Origin of the sequence: Mesorhizobium sp. SARCC-RB16n, from assembly GCF_008520305.1 — a bacterium.
In the GTDB taxonomy this organism is placed as follows: domain Bacteria; phylum Pseudomonadota; class Alphaproteobacteria; order Rhizobiales; family Rhizobiaceae; genus Mesorhizobium.
On the sequence record NZ_ML703272.1, the window covers coordinates 15,005 to 30,115 of the forward strand.

Consider the following 15,111-nt stretch of genomic DNA (forward strand, 5'->3'; position numbering starts at 1 on the left):
AGTTGACCCCTGCCCAATACGAGGACAGGCGTCGGGTTGCCTTTTGCCGGCCGGGCCATCCAGTAACGGATCTCCCGAACGACGCTCGAGGATCCTGCCCCCTTTCGCCACATCGACGGCCAAGCCGGCGATGCGCAGACAAAAGGCAAACACGGTTCGAACCTTTCATTGGAGCTTGTTGCTCCGTTGTCCGGTTTTCACCCGTCTCATGCAGGCCCACATGAATTAAGGCCCTCCTCTTGAATCAAGACTCGGGCCGCCCGCAATCTCGGACAGGATGTCCGGAAGCCTTCCGGCTTCCGGTACCGGGCCCAGGATAAATCCGAGGCCCGGAATTCAGTCACGGATCAGCCTTCGAGAGGCCGATCCAAAATGGTCTAATCAGGACGCGGCGAGCGTCGAGACGTCGAGCTTGAGGCCTGGGCCCATCGTCGAGGTGACAGACACCTTCTTGACGTAGTTGCCCTTGGCGCCAGCCGGCTTTGCCTTGGTCACCGCATCGGCGAAGGCACGGATGTTCTCTTCCAGCGCCTTGACGTCGAACGAGACCTTGCCGACGCCGGCATGAACGATGCCGGCCTTCTCGACGCGGAACTCGACCGCACCGCCCTTCGATGCCTTAACCGCCGCGGCGACGTCGGTGGTGACGGTGCCGACCTTCGGGTTCGGCATCATTCCGCGCGGGCCGAGCACCTTGCCGAGACGGCCGACGAGCGGCATCATGTCCGGCGTGGCGATGCAGCGATCGAAATCGATCGTGCCCTTCTGGACGATGTCGACCAGATCCTCGGCACCGACGATGTCGGCGCCGGCGGCCTTGGCCTCTTCAGCCTTGTCGCCACGGGCGAACACGGCGACACGGACCGAGCGGCCGGTGCCGTTCGGCAGATTGACCACGCCGCGGACCATCTGGTCGGCATGACGCGGGTCGACGCCGAGGTTCATGGCGACTTCGACGGTCTCGTCGAACTTGACCGAGGAACGATCCTTGAGCAGCTTCAGCGCATCACCGAGCGCATAGGCCTTGTTGGGATCGATGCCTTCACGAGTCTTCGATACACGCTTTGCAATCTTTGCCATGATCTCAGCCCACCACTTCCAGACCCATCGAGCGGGCCGAGCCCTCGACCATACGCATGGCCGCTTCGACGTCGTTCGCGTTCAGATCCTTCATCTTGGCCGTCGCGATTTCGCGAACCTTGTCGCGCGAAACGGTACCAGCCTTGACCTTGCCCGGCTCCTTCGAGCCCGACTTCAGGTTCGCGGCCTTCTTCAGGAAGTAGCTCACCGGCGGCGTCTTCATGACGAAGGTGAACGACTTGTCCTGGTAATAGGTGATGACGACCGGAACCGGCGATCCCTTTTCCATTTCCTGGGTCTGCGCGTTGAACGCCTTGCAGAACTCCATGATGTTGATGCCACGCTGACCAAGCGCCGGGCCGATCGGGGGCGACGGCGTAGCCGATCCCGCGGAGACCTGGAGCTTGAGCTGGCCTGCAATTTTCTTAGCCATCTCTTTTCCTGCCTTTGTCTATGCCGGGCCCAGATATGGGAAACACCGGCGGTTGCAGTCTGGTGGTGCGGTTCTTGCGGCCGGCTAAAGCCGCCTTCGCCTCCCACCGTTCATAGGGCTGCGCGCTGCCGCACCGCCTCCCCTGATCGCCAGACCGGCATCAGGGATTTCGGATCAGCCCTTTTCGACCTGTCCGAATTCCAGATCGACAGGCACAGCGCGCCCGAAGATCGAAACTTCCACCTTGAGCCGCGCCCGCTCCTCGTCCACTTCCTGGACGAAACCGTTGAAGGACGCGAAGGGACCATCCGAAACGCGGATCGCCTCGCCGATTTCGAAAGTGACCGACGGCTTCGGCCGCTCGACGCCTTCCTGCACCTGGTTCAGGATGCGCTGCGCTTCCGCCTCGGTGATCGGCACCGGCTTGGAGTCTCCGAGGAAACCGGTGACCTTCGGCGTGTTCTTGACCAGCGAGAACACGGCGTCGGTCAGGTTGGCCTTCAAGAGCACATAGCCCGGGAAGAACTTGCGCTCGGCGTCGACCTTGCGGCCGCGACGAACCTCGACCACCTTCTCGGTCGGCACCACGATCTGCTCGATATCGGCAGACAAGCCCTTCTGCTTGGCCTTGTTCTCGATGTCCTCGGCGACCTTCTTCTCGAAGTTCGAATAAGCGTGGACGATGTACCAGCGCGTAGCCATTTTTACGACTTCTCCGTAATCGCCGGACTTAGCGTCCAATGCCCAGAATCTGCTCGACCGCGAGGCCCATGAGCTGATCGGCGGTGAAGAAGAAGATCATCGCGATCACAGCAAAAGCCAGGACCATGACCGTCGAGATCATCGTCTCGCGGCGCGACGGCCAAGTCACCTTGGCTGTCTCCGCGCGCACCTGCTGGAGAAAGACGAAAGGATTTGTGGTTTTCGAAGCCATATGCCGCCTGTCTTCAAGACCCGTTGGCCGGGTCCCCTGGATGATCCCGCTGACCGGGACGTGCCGCCTGAGCTCAATCTCGCGCCGAATCAGCGCAATCATTTCGCCCATGCAAATCAGACGCGTAAAGCCGGCTTCCCAGCTTCACGCGTCGCGTGTCTGTCTCGTCTACATAAAACCGATTCTTGATCCACGCAAGTGGCAAGTGTCCGCTTTATGACCAAACGCCGCCTCGGAACCATCCAGTCGTTCCGTCCCGGCTATGGCGTCCTTATGCCCCAATTGGGCTAATATGGCAAGCGGGTCGCCGATTTTCAAATGGCAACCGCAATCCTCCATTCTCCACCTCGATCCAGTTCGCGTATGAAAGCGCGTACGGCGGTATGGCGGCGGATAACTTGGCATCCATGCCTGAGACATGCTTTCTTGGGACGATGACCGAGCCGACGCAAGAACAGGTTGAGCACCTTACCACCGCCTTCGAGCGCTTCACGCGCCGGTTCAAGGTAGCCGAAGCCGCCGCGGCAGCGGAGAACGCGCTTAACGCACTAGACGCTCAGACATTGGTCTTCATCTGCGATAATGCCGGGTGCGGTGCGGCGGACGTCGCCCGCTATCTCGACGTCGCGCCGACAACCATGTCCTCGGCCACGGACAGGCTTGTACGCAAGGGACTGATCGAGCGCCGCCGGCCGGAAGAGAACCGCAGGACGGTAGCCCTCACCGCCACGGCGAAGGGCGTGGAGGTGGTCGGCGATCAAAAAGCCGGTTACCGCAACGCCTGCATAGCAATGCTCAGGGCACTCAATGCCAGTGAACAACAGGAATTGATCCGGCTTACCGAGAAAATCGCAGATACGAACGTTGAATAGTACGAATTTCGTACTATCATAATAACAGGCCTGCTGCCTTTCCTCTGCCGATCCCCGAATGGAGGCGCCTGTGACCATCACGATCAACGGATCCGATTATGCCGTTCCCTACGATTCGCGCGTGTCGCTGCTCGACATGTTGCGCGAGCGGCTGAGCCTCACCGGCACGAAACTCGGTTGCAATCAGGGTGCCTGCGGCGCTTGTACTGTCCTGCTGGACGGGGAACGGGTGCTATCTTGCCTCACCTTGGCTGCACAGGCCGATGGCCGTGATGTCCTCACGATCGAGGGGATGCAAGGAGCGGATGGCAGCCTCCACCCACTGCAGAAGGCGTTCATCGAACACGACGGCTTGCAGTGCGGCTATTGCACTCCAGGCCAGATCTGCTCGGCGGTCGCCATGGCGCGGGAGTTGCGGCGCGGCGACCCAAGTCATGTTACTGCCAATCTCGCCGCCGGCCCCGATGGGCCGACCCGAGAGGAAATCCGTGAACGAATGAGCGGCAATCTGTGCCGCTGCGGAGCACATAACGGCATCGTCGAAGCGATCGAGGAAATGCTTGGTAGAGAGGCGGCATGACACCCTTTGCATTTCATGTCGCGCGCGATTGCGCGGAAGCCCTGTCGCTCGGCGCTGCCAGCGGCGCCCGATTCATCGGCGGAGGCACGAACCTTGTTGATCTGCTCAGGCAGAATGTCGAGTCCGCTTCCAAACTGGTCGACGTCAGCCGTCTGGCCGCCAACATTCACGAAGTCGGTAACGGCGCGCTTCTCGTCGACGCATCGGTGAAGAACAGCGCGCTCGCCGCGCACCCGATGGTCCGTGGTCGCTATCCGATGCTGTCGCGCGCTCTACTGGCCGGGGCCTCGGCGCAGATCCGCAACATGGCCACGGTCGGCGGCAACATTATGCAGCGGACACGCTGCGCCTACTTCTACGATGTGGATGGGGCGCGATGTAACAAACGGCAGCCTGGTAGCGGCTGTGACGCGATAGGCGGGTTCAACCGTTATCACGCCATTCTGGGTGTATCGAACGACTGCGTGGCAACCCATCCCTCGGACATGTGCGTAGCGCTTGCCGCGCTCGCCGCGCTGGTGCATCTCGTCGGACCCGAGGGTGAGCGAACCGTGCCGCTTGCCGAGTTTCACGTTTTGCCCGGCGCCAGCCCACAGATCGAGACTGTCTTGCGGCCCGGGGAGATGATCACCGCGATAGAGCTTCCGCCCGCGACCCCCGCAATGGCGAATTCTGAATATCGCAAGGTCCGCGACCGCTCGAGTTACGCATTCGCTTTGGTGTCCGTGGCAGCTGGCCTGGAAGTGGTGGGAGGCAAGATCGCCGAAGCCCGGATCGCGCTTGGCGGCGTGGCCGCAAAACCATGGCGCGCCACGCGTGCCGAGGCTGCGCTTCGCGGATTGCCGGCGACCCGCGCAAACTTTCTCTCCGCCGCGGAAGAGGAACTGACCAAGGCGCAGCCGCTTGAAGGCAATGCGTTCAAGATCGGCCTGGTGCAGCGGACGACCGCCGCCGTCCTTGAATCGCTGGCAGGAGAGCGCGCATGAGCAAGCTACAGAACGCCCTCGTCGGCGGAGTTCGCACAGTGCTGGGGCGCGTTCCGGCCAGTTGGCTGCCCGGCGGCACGCCCGATCCGATCATCCAGAAGCGCGCGACGCTCGGTACACAACAGTCACGTATCGACGGTCCGGACAAGGTTTGCGGCGCGGCGCGCTTCGCGGCCGAAGTGCCGATGGCGAACCTGCTCCATGCCGCTTTTGTCCATTCCACCATCGCGCGCGGCAAGATCGCCGAGCTCGATGTTTCCGCCGCCGAAGCCGCGCCAGGGGTCGCGCTGGTGATGACATATCGCAACGCGCCGAAAATGTCGGTGCCCCCCGCGATCGGCATCACCAATCTGAAGGCGGCAGGCAACCACACGCTTCCGGTGATGCAGGACGCTGAAATCCGGTGGAACGGACAGGCGGTCGCCGTCATACTCGCCGAAACCCGCGAACAGGCCGAACATGCCGCCACGCTGGTCCGGATTCGTTACAATGCCGAGCAGTCACGCACGCGGTTCAAGGAGGGGAAGAAAAATGCGCGCACGCCGGACTCAATACTGATCGAGCGGAACCGGGTCGACAAGGGCAATGCCAGAAAGAAGCTGGCCGAAGCGGCCTACAAGATCGATGCGGTCTACAGGACGCCGTGGCAGAACCATAACCCGATCGAACCGCACGCCGCCACGATCGCCTGGCAGGACGGGCGACTGATCGTCCACGACGCGACGCAGATGATTCACGCTACGGCGGGTTCTCTGGCAAAAGTGTTCGGGCTGAAAGAGGCGGATGTCTTCGTCAGTTCACCCTTCGTTGGGGGTGGTTTCGGCGCAAAGGGGATGTGGGACCATCAGATCCTCGGCGCCGCCGCGGCAAAGCTTGCCGGGCGGCCGGTGCGTGTCGTGCTGTCGCGAGCGAGCATGCACCGCCTCGTGGGCGGTCGCACTCAGACTGAGCAGCGGGTGGCGCTGGGGGCCGGCGCCGATGGGAAGCTCACCGCCTTGCTGCATCACGGCTATGCAACCAAGCCGCAGCACAGCATATGCGACGAAGGCTTCAGTCTCACCGGGCGATCGCTCTATGCGTCCGGAAGCTTCGACATCGTCCAGCACCACGTCGATCTCGACCTGCTGGCCAACTCTTTCATGCGTGCCCCCGGAGAGGCTCCAGGAACTTTCGCGATTGAATGCGCGATGGACGAACTCGCCCATCAACTGGGGATGGACCCGGTCGAATTGAGGCGCCGCAACATCGCTTCCTGCGATCCGATCAGCGGCTCCCCTCACTCGCAGAGCGCCACGATGACCGCGTACGACTTAGGTGCCGAACGCATCGGTTGGGCCAGGCGCGCGCCTGCACCTCGTGCGCGATGCGAAGGGGAATGGCTGGTTGGTATGGGCTGCGCGGGCGGAACCTTCCCTTTCGCCCGCATGCCGGGCACTTCCGCGCGAATCACCCTCGACGCTGGCGGTCAGGCGCATGTCGCAAGCGCCGCGCACGAGATGGGAATGGGGACCGCGACCGTCCAACGGCAGCACGCAGCGGACCGGCTGGGTCTGCCGCTCGATAGCGTCTCGGTGACTATCGGCGACTCCCGCCTGCCGTTCGCCAGCTTCGCCGGCGGATCGTCCCAGACAGCCTCGCTCGGCGCGGCTATCAGTGCAGCGAGCGGCAAACTTGCCGCCGAGTTGTTGCGCCTTGCCGGCAACGACACGCCGCTGGCGGGCCTCAGGGCGAGTGAGGTCGAATTCGCCGACAGCGGGCTGCGCAGCATCGAGGACCCCTCCCGGCACGAGAGCTTCGCTTCGATTTTTCGGCGCTCGGGACGCAACGAGCTCAGCGTCACAGGCGAAAGCGGTGCGCCGCTGGAAATGCTCAAATTCTCAATGCACAGCACGTCGGCCATTTTCTGCCAGCTGCGCGTGAGCGAGGTTACCGGGGAAATCCGGATAGATCGCCTGGTCGGCGCCTTCGATTGCGGCCGTATTCTCAATGCGAAGACCGCAACGAGCCAGTTCAAGGGCGGCATGATCATGGGGCTGGGAATGGCCCTGACGGAAGAGACGCTGCTCGACGAGCGAAGCGGCCGAATCATGAGCACGTCGCTGGCCGACTATCACGTGCCGGTGCATCTGGACGTGCCGGAGATCGATGTGCTGTGGACGGACATTCCTGATCCGCGCACTCCCATGGGCGCGCGCGGCATCGGCGAGATCGGTACGACCGGCGTGGCCGCAGCGGTCGCCAATGCCGTGTTCAACGCTACCGGTACTCGCGTGCGCGACCTGCCTATCACCCTCGACAAGCTGGCCTCCAATGCAACTCCGGAAAAGCGCGAAGCGATTTCCCGTCCGGAATTCCCGTGAAAACAAATATCTGATCAGACCAACAAGAAGTCAGCCACTTCGAAGTCAAGGCGTCGATAGAGCGAAAAGGAGACGTTCAGCGCCAAGGCATGTTGCACAAGGCTCTGGCACACAATTTCGGCCATGGGGAAGTCTCGAGGCGTTCATCATTCCTCGGAAGGAATGGCACGGGCAGCAGGGCTCGAACCTACGACCTGCGGTTTTGGAGACCGAATAGCCTTTTCATATCTCATTGCTTTCAAAGTGATATTTGGCATTTTTCTGAGCGATGTGCAAGGATTTGTGAAAGCCAATCGCTATACTTTCGCTTGATTGGGCGCACCGTCGTCGGCTTGCCTGAGAGATTAAAGGCTTCTTTCGCTCGATGGGATCGAGGGCGGACTATCCCCTCACCATTCTTTCACGTCCGGTTGCAAATTGAACAAAAATGGCGCAAGAACGTACAGGGAACACTCTAGGGGTTCATCCCGGGTTGATCTAGGGCATTTTCCATACTAATGTAGTCGAATGCGTTACACCCAAAGCCAGATCCGCGAGCTGCTTTCCATTTCGGTGGATGCGTTCCGCACGTGGCGGGATGCCATTCCCGCGCTGGCGATGCACAAGGGACATGCTCCTAGCTTCACGCCTGGAGACGTTGTTGCGATGGCAATTGTCGCGGAACTCGTCAGGGATTTCGGTGTCCGTGTTGGCACCGTCGGGCACCGTTTCGATCAACTGTTCATGGAGTGTCGGGGAAGGTCATGGCTGTCGCTTGAAAACTGCATTGCTCTGATCGAAGTCGACAATCTCCGCCTTGTGGACGTGAAGGCGGATCGCCCATCGCTGGACGCTTCCACCCTTCGCGTTCCTTGTGGCCCGATCATATCTCGCCTGCGCTCCGCGCTCACAGCGACTGAATCCGATGACGTGCAAGGATACCTACAGTTTCCCCCGACTTCCGTGCCCGGTCAGCCTGAGCAACGCGGAAAACGAGCATGACCACCGTCTTCGCTTCAGCACTGGCGACAGAGTGGAAGGACCGTTTAGGGCTCACACATCGGCGCTCACCCGAACTCTACGAGTCGGCTGACGCCGTTAGCGACGTGCCGCATGCGCCAGCTATCCGCGCGGCACTGAATGAAATGGGTGTTTCGGCGATCTTCTGCGTCCAGGGAGTTCCCACCGTCGCCATCCTCGAAGCCGATCATTATGATCGTGCCAAGATTATCGATCTTCACGGCGCGCTCTGGAATCAGGGCTTGGCGAGCCTATTGTTAGTTATCGCCGATGACACTCTCAGAGCGTTTTCGCTCGCGCGTACTCCGTTCAGCGATCCCGGTGACGCATTCGAGACTCGTTGCCTCATTGATAGCCTCAGCCTGACGACCGAAGCTCTAAGATTTCAGAATCTGATCTATGGAGCGGAATCCGGACGGCTCTGGAAGGACTACGGCGATTACTTCCCCCCTAAGGAACGTATCGACCAAGTCCTACTCGACAATCTGAACGCGTCCCACGAACTCCTGCAAGCTGCCGCGCTTGCCCCTGATGCGGCGCAAGCCTTGCTGATCCAGGCGATGTTTATCGCCTATCTTGAAGACCGGGAGATCGTAACGCCTGCCTATTTTGCGGCCGTTACCGAGAAGAGCGCTGAGAGTTTCTCCGCGTTGCTGGAAACCGGCGACGTCGATCTCTTTCGATCGCTCTTTCGTACGCTCCACACAGATTTCAATGGTGACCTGTTCGTTGCGCCCTGCTCTTTCGAGCCAAAAGGCGAGGCGCCAGAAGTCACGGCCACCCATCTTACCATCTTGGCCCGCTTTCGATCGGGGCGCGAAGAGATGGCGCATTCAGGCCAGCAACGGTTCTGGGGTTATGACTTCCGCTATATCCCGATCGAGCTAGTCAGCGCCGTCTATGATCGCTTTCTGGGGGAACGCGAGGCCGAACGCCGCGCCAATGGCGCCTATTACACGCCCATGTTCCTCGCCGACACCGTCGTTTCCCAAGCCTGGGAGATGTTGCCGGACGCGACACGCACGAGTGGAAACTTCCTCGACCCCGCCTGCGGTTCGGGCGTTTTCCTTGTCCGGTCGTTCCAGCGGCTATGCGAGCATTGGCGCGCCAAGCACAAAACGCAGACGATTTCCTGGAAGACGCTTCTATCACTGCTGAGCCAAATTAATGGCTGGGATCTAAATGGCGGCGCCGTTCGGGTCGCGGTGTTCTCGCTCTATGTCGCTCTGCTCGAAGAGGTTTCGCCACGCGACATCCGAAAACTCATCACCCGGGGAAAACTCCTCCCCGAGCTTTGGGGCAAGACCCTCGTCTGCCGAGACTTTTTCGAGGTGTCGCCAGACGGCGCCCGGTACGATGTCATCATCGGAAATCCGCCATGGACCAGCCGCCGAGGCCCGGCGCGCTCGTCCGTCCAGTGGAGCAAGAAGACCGGCCATCCTATGCCTGGAGGCGAAGACGCCTGGGCATTCAGTTGGAAAGCCCTCTCACATCTCGCCGATGACGGACTGATCGCGTTCCTGTTGCCAGCGATGGGATTTTTGCACAACCACGCCCAAAACACGGTTGACGCACGTGACGCGTTCTTCCGGAAATCTCAGGTCCGCCGCATCATCAACTTCGCGGACCTTCGATTTCAGCTCTTCGAGAAAGCCCATCGCCCCGCCGCTCTGATTATCTACGGCAGCGCGAAAGCGGACGGTTTCCCATATCGTTTCGATTATTGGGCGCCGAAGGCCGATCTTAATCTCCGCATCAAACGTGTCATTACCCTGAGCAGCGCCGACAAGGCCGGACTTGGGGTCGGCGCGGTTCTGGATAACCCGCTTATCTTCAAGCAACGGCTTTGGATGCGGGACCCAGACGCCAAGCTATTTGGTTACCTCGCCAGGCTTCCCAAGCTGGAGGCCTTCGTCAACGACTTCGGCAGCCTGAGCCGTCGCCGTGAAGAGCCGGGCGATCGATGGGTGATCGGCCAAGGCTATCAGCCTTTCAATGAGGGCAGCGAAAGCGACGCGCCACCGCTCGCCAGCGAGTACGTCGGTCGATTGCCAGACCTACCGATTACAGCGTATTCACGTTTGGCTCAGGCTGCGGAAGGCTTGCATCCGGCCGCTTCACCGACGGTTCGCCGTCGCGGATTCGAGGCCGGGTTCGACGGTACGCGCATTCTTATCCCGCGTGGGGTGGAGACATCGCAAAATCGCATGCGGGCCGCCTACTGCGACGAGCCGCTGACCTTCCAGCATATATTCCAGGCGATCATGGTGCCGGATGGCCAACACGACCGTGCGAAGGTCCTAACCGCGATACTCAATAGTCGCGTCGCGGTCTGGTACGCCTTTCATGGCACCGCGTCGTTCGGTTCGGATCGACCGGAGGTCCAGCAGGCCGACCTGCTGCGATTGCCATTTCCGTCGCCGGCCGATGTTCCCGATCAAAATGCCGCCGCTCGAGCAGCTCGTGAGCTGATTGCGATCGTTGACGACGCACGCGGACGGTCGAACGGGCCGTTTTCGATGCAGATCGAAGAGAGCGAGATCCTTCGAACCATCGATCGGCTGGCGTACCAATATTTTTGCCTGTCCCCCGATGAAATCGCGCTGATCGACGATACCGTCGATGCGATCCTGCCCGCGCTGCAGCCTCATGAAGGCCACTTCCCGAAACTGTGGGGTGCACCGGACGAACCGCAACGGGCACAATACGCGCGCACATTGGCGGCCAGCCTGGCGGACTGGTTCAAAGACAAGAAAATTCATGCTCGCCTCGTCGCGCGCGGAGCGGACCTAGCGATACTTCGCCTGCACCTGGGCGGCCATGAAGGCTATGCCGAGGATGCCGGCGGCGAGCTAAGCGACGTTCTTGAGCAACTCGCTGCTCACATCAACAGGCCCCTCGATGGCAATTTCCAGCTGATGCCGGACCTCCGGTTGTTCGTCGGTGACTACCTTTACCTCATCAAGCCGATGCAGATGCGCTTTTGGCTACGCTCCACCGCGCTCGCCGATGCGGATGGTATAGCGCTCGATCTCCAGCAAGCCGCAGCCGTGCCGCAACGGCGGAGTGCTGATTGATGCTAATCGGTGATATGCAGGAGTGGGTCGACAGCTTCGTTTCGTTTGATGACCGCTTCTTGGAGAGGATCGCCGTCGCGTGGCCCGCTTGCATGGCCATTCTACCCGAACAGCCCGGGGAAGATGACATCACCATCAACCTCGTCGATCATCTCACCAAGGACGTCGTCGTGCGTCGGCTGTGCCATTGGGTCGAGTATCAGTTCGAGCCATTTGGCCTCGCTACGGACGGGTCGAAATACAGCAAGGGCATCATCGACATCGCCGTGCTCTTCGACTGGGAACGGGAGCGATATCTGGCCTATGAGTGCAAGCGGCTCAACGTGATCAACGGCGGAAGCCGCAGCTCCTTGGCCACCGTGTACGTCACCCAAGGCATGATGCGTTTTCTCAGTGAACAGTATGCGGAGCATCTGCCTGTCGGCTGCATGCTGGGCTATGTGCTGGACGGGGATGTGCCCTTTGCCAAGGCGCGGCTCGCCAGCGCCATAGGAAGCCATCCTCCTCTTGCTCTCATCGATGGGCCAACGCCACTTGCCGCAATCGAAACCATCGAACGATTCCGAACACGGCACACCCGTCCAGCTGGATTAGAAATTGAGCTTCGACACGCGCTATTTTCTTATCCATCAGTGACTGCGCCAATTGGCTGACGAACGGAACCCGATCGACCATTCCTGAGTTCGACAGCAGATGGCGCCTCCATCGTCCAGGACCATGGAGGGAGGCATGGAGAACGGTTTTCGCGTTCGCTATGGCCAACGATAGACCATCGATCCTGGCCCTACCCGTGTTCCCGTACTAGGCGGCAAGGGGAGCGGGCGAAATGCCTGCCCAAGAAGGTGCCGTTCCCAAGAAACTAGCATCGATCTATCAACTGACCCGCCCGTGGCACCGTTTGTATTTTTCGCCTGATCCACATGGGCATCGCTCGTTACGACCTACCTTCCGCACCGCTACTGGACCCCGCACAGTCGGAATGCGCCCGTTTCCCTTCAGCAGCGCCGCAGCTTGCTCCAAGGCCCCCGGCGGAGGAACCCACTTGGGTGGCGGCCCGACTGCACGAAGATGCCGGATCAACTCACCCTGAGCGGCTAGTTCCTTTTGTACCAACGGCTTGAGACCGGGCTCATACGGCATAAGTCGAGCGATTTCCGCCTCTGCATCATCAAATCGACCGCAGTAGGCCAAAACGACGGCGTAGTGCGAGCGAACGGTGATGAGGTAATCCGCCAACTTCCATTGCCGCAGTTGCGGCAGGACAATCGTCTCCATCATGTTCAATGCGCCATCGAAATCGTTGCGGCGGATAAACTGGTCAACGACATCCTGCGCAACACGGAATATAGAATCCGGCGCACGTGCCAGGTCGTAGAACTTCAAAGCGTGAATTCGCGCGAAAGGCGAAGGTTTGCCCTGCGCATCCATCGCCTTGGCTAAAAGGTCGAGGGAATCCGCAAGATGCTTGATATCGTCAACATCCGCTCCCTTCTTCAACATTTTGGCAAGGTCCGGCGCATTGTTGCCCATGACCCGTGCGGGCGTTAGCCCGATGAGATCGTAGTATTCCCCTATCAAAGGGTCGACCCGCGCCACGGCCGCCGTCGGCTCTCCAAGTGCGAGTTCGGCGCAGGCGATATTGTATGAAAAGATGCGTCGATGCGCGGCGGGCAGTTCTTCGACGATTGGTGTTAGGTCTGCTATCAGGCTCACTGCTCCCCGACGGTCACCAATCCTCGCCAAGAAGTTCATGCGCTTCATGCCCGCACGAAGCCGCTCCTCCCCTCCGAGATTATTGGCCGTGATCAGCGCGTCCATCTGATCGAGCCAAACGGCCGCCCGATCCGAGTCGGCTTTCATATCGGCAAAGGCCAAAGCATCAAGAGCCTTGATGCGCTGATCTGGAGGAACGGTTTCGTCCTGCGCGCCGTGCTCGAGGTAGGCTTCGACCTCGGGCCAGACGCCCATCTCGTGAAACAGTTCTTCCGTCGCCATCTCGACCAGCACATCGAGCCGACCCACTGCACCCGTGAGCCGCAAGAACAAAGAGAGCTTCATCGGGCTCCAGCTCGTTTGAAGGCTCTCCTGGACCACCGTTCTCAGGGCCTCCTGACGCGCCCTCATCGCCTCTGTCCCGTGAAGAGCGAGGCGCCCTTTGCCGACGACTCGGGCCGCATCATGCAACTTGATCTTGTCGCCCGCGAAGGCCTGCAGCAGGCCCTGACTCAGGAGATGGCGAAGCGATTGCAAAAAGATCGGTCGTTCTGGCCCTCCGGCGGCGCCGACGTATGAGCCAGCTTCCTCACGCGTGATGGGCGCATCGCAAAGACTGAGGAGGTCTGCGACTTCGGCCACAGCGCTTGGCAAGCGTTCGAAGACGCGGCCCAGGATAAATTCCTGCGCCATCTCTCTGGTGTGGGCCGAGCGCGCCAAGTCTGCACACAGGCGCTTCGCCGAACCCTCGTAGTCGGACCTTGCTACGGAGAGCGCATTGAGCACGAAAAGCGGGAGCCCTCCCGTCAAGTCGATCAAGTGCTGACAATCCGCGGCATCGCCGTGACATCCTGCTTCATGTGCGGCAGCAGCAACCGTATCAGGCGCCCACCCTGACAGATTTTCACGAGTAGCCCCGATAATGGCTTCGATCGCGGCGACTTCACCCTCCGGTCGGCCGAGAAGCACGAAGCGGATATTCTCAGCCGCCTGAACCACACCGATCAGATCGTCAGCAACCAGCTTGTGGACATTGTCCAGGGCAACCGTCACGACTTCTCCGAGTTCATGCACGCGGCGAGAGAGAAGCTGCAGGATTTCGCGGCCAGAAGCCCCAGGAAGAAAGATCTCGCCAAGGCCCTGCCCGCCGCCGAGCAAACGCCCGGCGACCTCGCGCGCGACAGCATTGGCCAGAGCCGCTCCTGGGAGGTCAGCGACGTCGAGGTAGACCAGAGGATTCGGAGCATGCTGGGCGGATTGTGCCAGCCATGAGGTTTTGCCTGCGCCCGAATAGCCAACGATCAGACGGATTCGCTCGCCCGTTGAGAGAATGGGCTCATTCTGTTGTACCCGATAGGGGACCGGAGGCACTGGCAGATCTTGCAATTGCAGCACCAGTTGCTCAAAAAGGGCCGGAAGGTCTGGCGCAGCAAACACATGGTCGAGCGTCGCCTTCTCTCCTGTCGCCGCAAGCGTGACGAGCCCTGCCAGCTTCCAGACAAGTGTCTCAGGCGCCAGCGTTGCAAACGGCAAGGTTTCTGCCAGCCCACAAGTAGCCTGGACTGCTTCCATCAAAGAGGGCTGCGGGAGAGGAAGGATCCGTTTGGCCGGTGCGGCCGCCGGCCAGTCGATGGTTACGTCCCCGGGCCAATCGCCTGCACCAAGCCTTTCCAACAAAGGCCCGTTCGGCTGTGCATTGCAGACGACGACGAAATGCGCAGTGCCGTCGCGCTCTCCTCTGGCATGGGAGGCACGCAATTCCGCAAATCGCGCCATAGCGCTCTCGATATCATTCCAGGCGAGGGCTTCCTTGCGATGCTTCACTTGGACGTAGATGCGAGTTCCGTCCAGTTGCACCTCGACATCTTCGTCGCTTTCGACAGAAACGGTCTTTGCCGCCAACGCTGCCGCCGACAGCAGGCATTGCACGGTGTAAAGGTGCTGGAAAAGGAAGCCACGATGGACCGCTTCAATTCGAACCAGTTGCGCGGGGTCGAGAACGCTGGGGCCGACTCGGGTCGATTGGGACAAGGGCGGCGAGTCCTCCCCGTTTGCAGCGTACATTGCAGCTTCCTTT

12 protein-coding genes are annotated in these 15,111 nt (G+C 60.6%); 7 read left to right on the plus strand and 5 right to left on the minus strand.

Features of this window, described 5'->3' with window-relative positions; all coding sequences use genetic code 11:
* Positions 1–381 precede the first annotated feature (381 nt).
* The 4 genes from rplA to secE all read right to left on the minus strand — a co-directional run bounded on the left by rplA (position 382) and on the right by secE (position 2,447).
* Complete coding sequence (rplA, locus tag C7I87_RS20695; protein ID WP_027044965.1) at positions 382–1,080, minus strand: 50S ribosomal protein L1; 699 nt, start codon at positions 1,078–1,080, stop codon at positions 382–384.
* Positions 1,081–1,084: 4 nt separating this feature from the next.
* Positions 1,085–1,513 carry a 50S ribosomal protein L11 gene (gene rplK, locus C7I87_RS20700; protein WP_010909262.1) on the minus strand — a complete coding sequence of 143 codons (429 nt, stop codon included), beginning with the start codon at positions 1,511–1,513 and terminating at the stop codon, positions 1,085–1,087.
* A gap of 174 nt (positions 1,514–1,687) precedes the next feature.
* Positions 1,688–2,215: a transcription termination/antitermination protein NusG gene (nusG, locus tag C7I87_RS20705; protein ID WP_015317996.1), complete on the minus strand. Its 528-nt coding sequence runs from the start codon at positions 2,213–2,215 to the stop codon at positions 1,688–1,690.
* A 28-nt stretch (positions 2,216–2,243) separates the two neighbouring features.
* Positions 2,244–2,447, minus strand: a complete 204-nt coding sequence (gene secE / locus C7I87_RS20710; RefSeq protein ID WP_013531408.1) for a preprotein translocase subunit SecE — start codon at positions 2,445–2,447, stop codon at positions 2,244–2,246.
* Positions 2,448–2,881: 434 nt separating this feature from the next.
* Between secE and C7I87_RS20715 the strand changes: the two genes are divergently transcribed.
* From C7I87_RS20715 to C7I87_RS20745, 7 genes are all read left to right on the plus strand, one after another.
* Entirely contained in the window at positions 2,882–3,319 is a 438-nt protein-coding gene (locus C7I87_RS20715) for a MarR family winged helix-turn-helix transcriptional regulator (protein WP_149905961.1), read from the plus strand.
* Between the two features lie 70 nt (positions 3,320–3,389).
* Positions 3,390–3,899, plus strand: a complete 510-nt coding sequence (locus C7I87_RS20720) for a (2Fe-2S)-binding protein (protein WP_149905962.1) — start codon at positions 3,390–3,392, stop codon at positions 3,897–3,899.
* Positions 3,896–4,885 (plus strand): FAD binding domain-containing protein, encoded by a 990-nt coding sequence (locus tag C7I87_RS20725; RefSeq protein WP_149905963.1) that lies wholly within the window; start codon positions 3,896–3,898, stop codon positions 4,883–4,885. The genes C7I87_RS20720 and C7I87_RS20725 overlap by 4 nt, the downstream gene beginning before the upstream one ends.
* Positions 4,882–7,245 (plus strand): xanthine dehydrogenase family protein molybdopterin-binding subunit, encoded by a 2,364-nt coding sequence (locus C7I87_RS20730; protein WP_149905964.1) that lies wholly within the window; start codon positions 4,882–4,884, stop codon positions 7,243–7,245. The genes C7I87_RS20725 and C7I87_RS20730 overlap by 4 nt, the downstream gene beginning before the upstream one ends.
* A gap of 507 nt (positions 7,246–7,752) precedes the next feature.
* Positions 7,753–8,226: a hypothetical protein gene (locus tag C7I87_RS20735; RefSeq protein WP_149905965.1), complete on the plus strand. Its 474-nt coding sequence runs from the start codon at positions 7,753–7,755 to the stop codon at positions 8,224–8,226.
* Complete coding sequence (locus C7I87_RS20740; protein ID WP_149905966.1) at positions 8,223–11,321, plus strand: HsdM family class I SAM-dependent methyltransferase; 3,099 nt, start codon at positions 8,223–8,225, stop codon at positions 11,319–11,321. The genes C7I87_RS20735 and C7I87_RS20740 overlap by 4 nt, the downstream gene beginning before the upstream one ends.
* Entirely contained in the window at positions 11,321–11,974 is a 654-nt protein-coding gene (locus C7I87_RS20745; RefSeq protein WP_149905967.1) for a hypothetical protein, read from the plus strand. Before C7I87_RS20740 ends, C7I87_RS20745 begins: the two co-directional genes overlap by 1 nt.
* Before the next feature lie 220 nt (positions 11,975–12,194).
* Here the strand turns inward: C7I87_RS20745 and C7I87_RS36000 are convergent, their stop codons facing one another.
* Positions 12,195–15,098 (minus strand): SEC-C metal-binding domain-containing protein, encoded by a 2,904-nt coding sequence (locus tag C7I87_RS36000; RefSeq protein ID WP_246696330.1) that lies wholly within the window; start codon positions 15,096–15,098, stop codon positions 12,195–12,197.
* Between the last annotated feature and the right edge of the window lie 13 nt (positions 15,099–15,111).

What these genes read in the sequence shown, in the direction of transcription:
- rplA (WP_027044965.1), bottom strand. Translation starts at nt 1,080, where the DNA reads ATGGCAAAGATTGCAAAGCGTGTATCGAAGACTCGTGAAGGCATCGAT.
- C7I87_RS20740 (WP_149905966.1), top strand. Translation starts at nt 8,223, where the DNA reads ATGACCACCGTCTTCGCTTCAGCACTGGCGACAGAGTGGAAGGACCGT.
- secE (WP_013531408.1), bottom strand. Translation starts at nt 2,447, where the DNA reads ATGGCTTCGAAAACCACAAATCCTTTCGTCTTTCTCCAGCAGGTGCGC.
- C7I87_RS20715 (WP_149905961.1), top strand. Translation starts at nt 2,882, where the DNA reads ATGACCGAGCCGACGCAAGAACAGGTTGAGCACCTTACCACCGCCTTC.
- C7I87_RS20735 (WP_149905965.1), top strand. Translation starts at nt 7,753, where the DNA reads ATGCGTTACACCCAAAGCCAGATCCGCGAGCTGCTTTCCATTTCGGTG.
- C7I87_RS36000 (WP_246696330.1), bottom strand. Translation starts at nt 15,098, where the DNA reads ATGTACGCTGCAAACGGGGAGGACTCGCCGCCCTTGTCCCAATCGACC.
- C7I87_RS20725 (WP_149905963.1), top strand. Translation starts at nt 3,896, where the DNA reads ATGACACCCTTTGCATTTCATGTCGCGCGCGATTGCGCGGAAGCCCTG.
- C7I87_RS20730 (WP_149905964.1), top strand. Translation starts at nt 4,882, where the DNA reads ATGAGCAAGCTACAGAACGCCCTCGTCGGCGGAGTTCGCACAGTGCTG.
- nusG (WP_015317996.1), bottom strand. Translation starts at nt 2,215, where the DNA reads ATGGCTACGCGCTGGTACATCGTCCACGCTTATTCGAACTTCGAGAAG.
- rplK (WP_010909262.1), bottom strand. Translation starts at nt 1,513, where the DNA reads ATGGCTAAGAAAATTGCAGGCCAGCTCAAGCTCCAGGTCTCCGCGGGA.
- C7I87_RS20745 (WP_149905967.1), top strand. Translation starts at nt 11,321, where the DNA reads ATGCTAATCGGTGATATGCAGGAGTGGGTCGACAGCTTCGTTTCGTTT.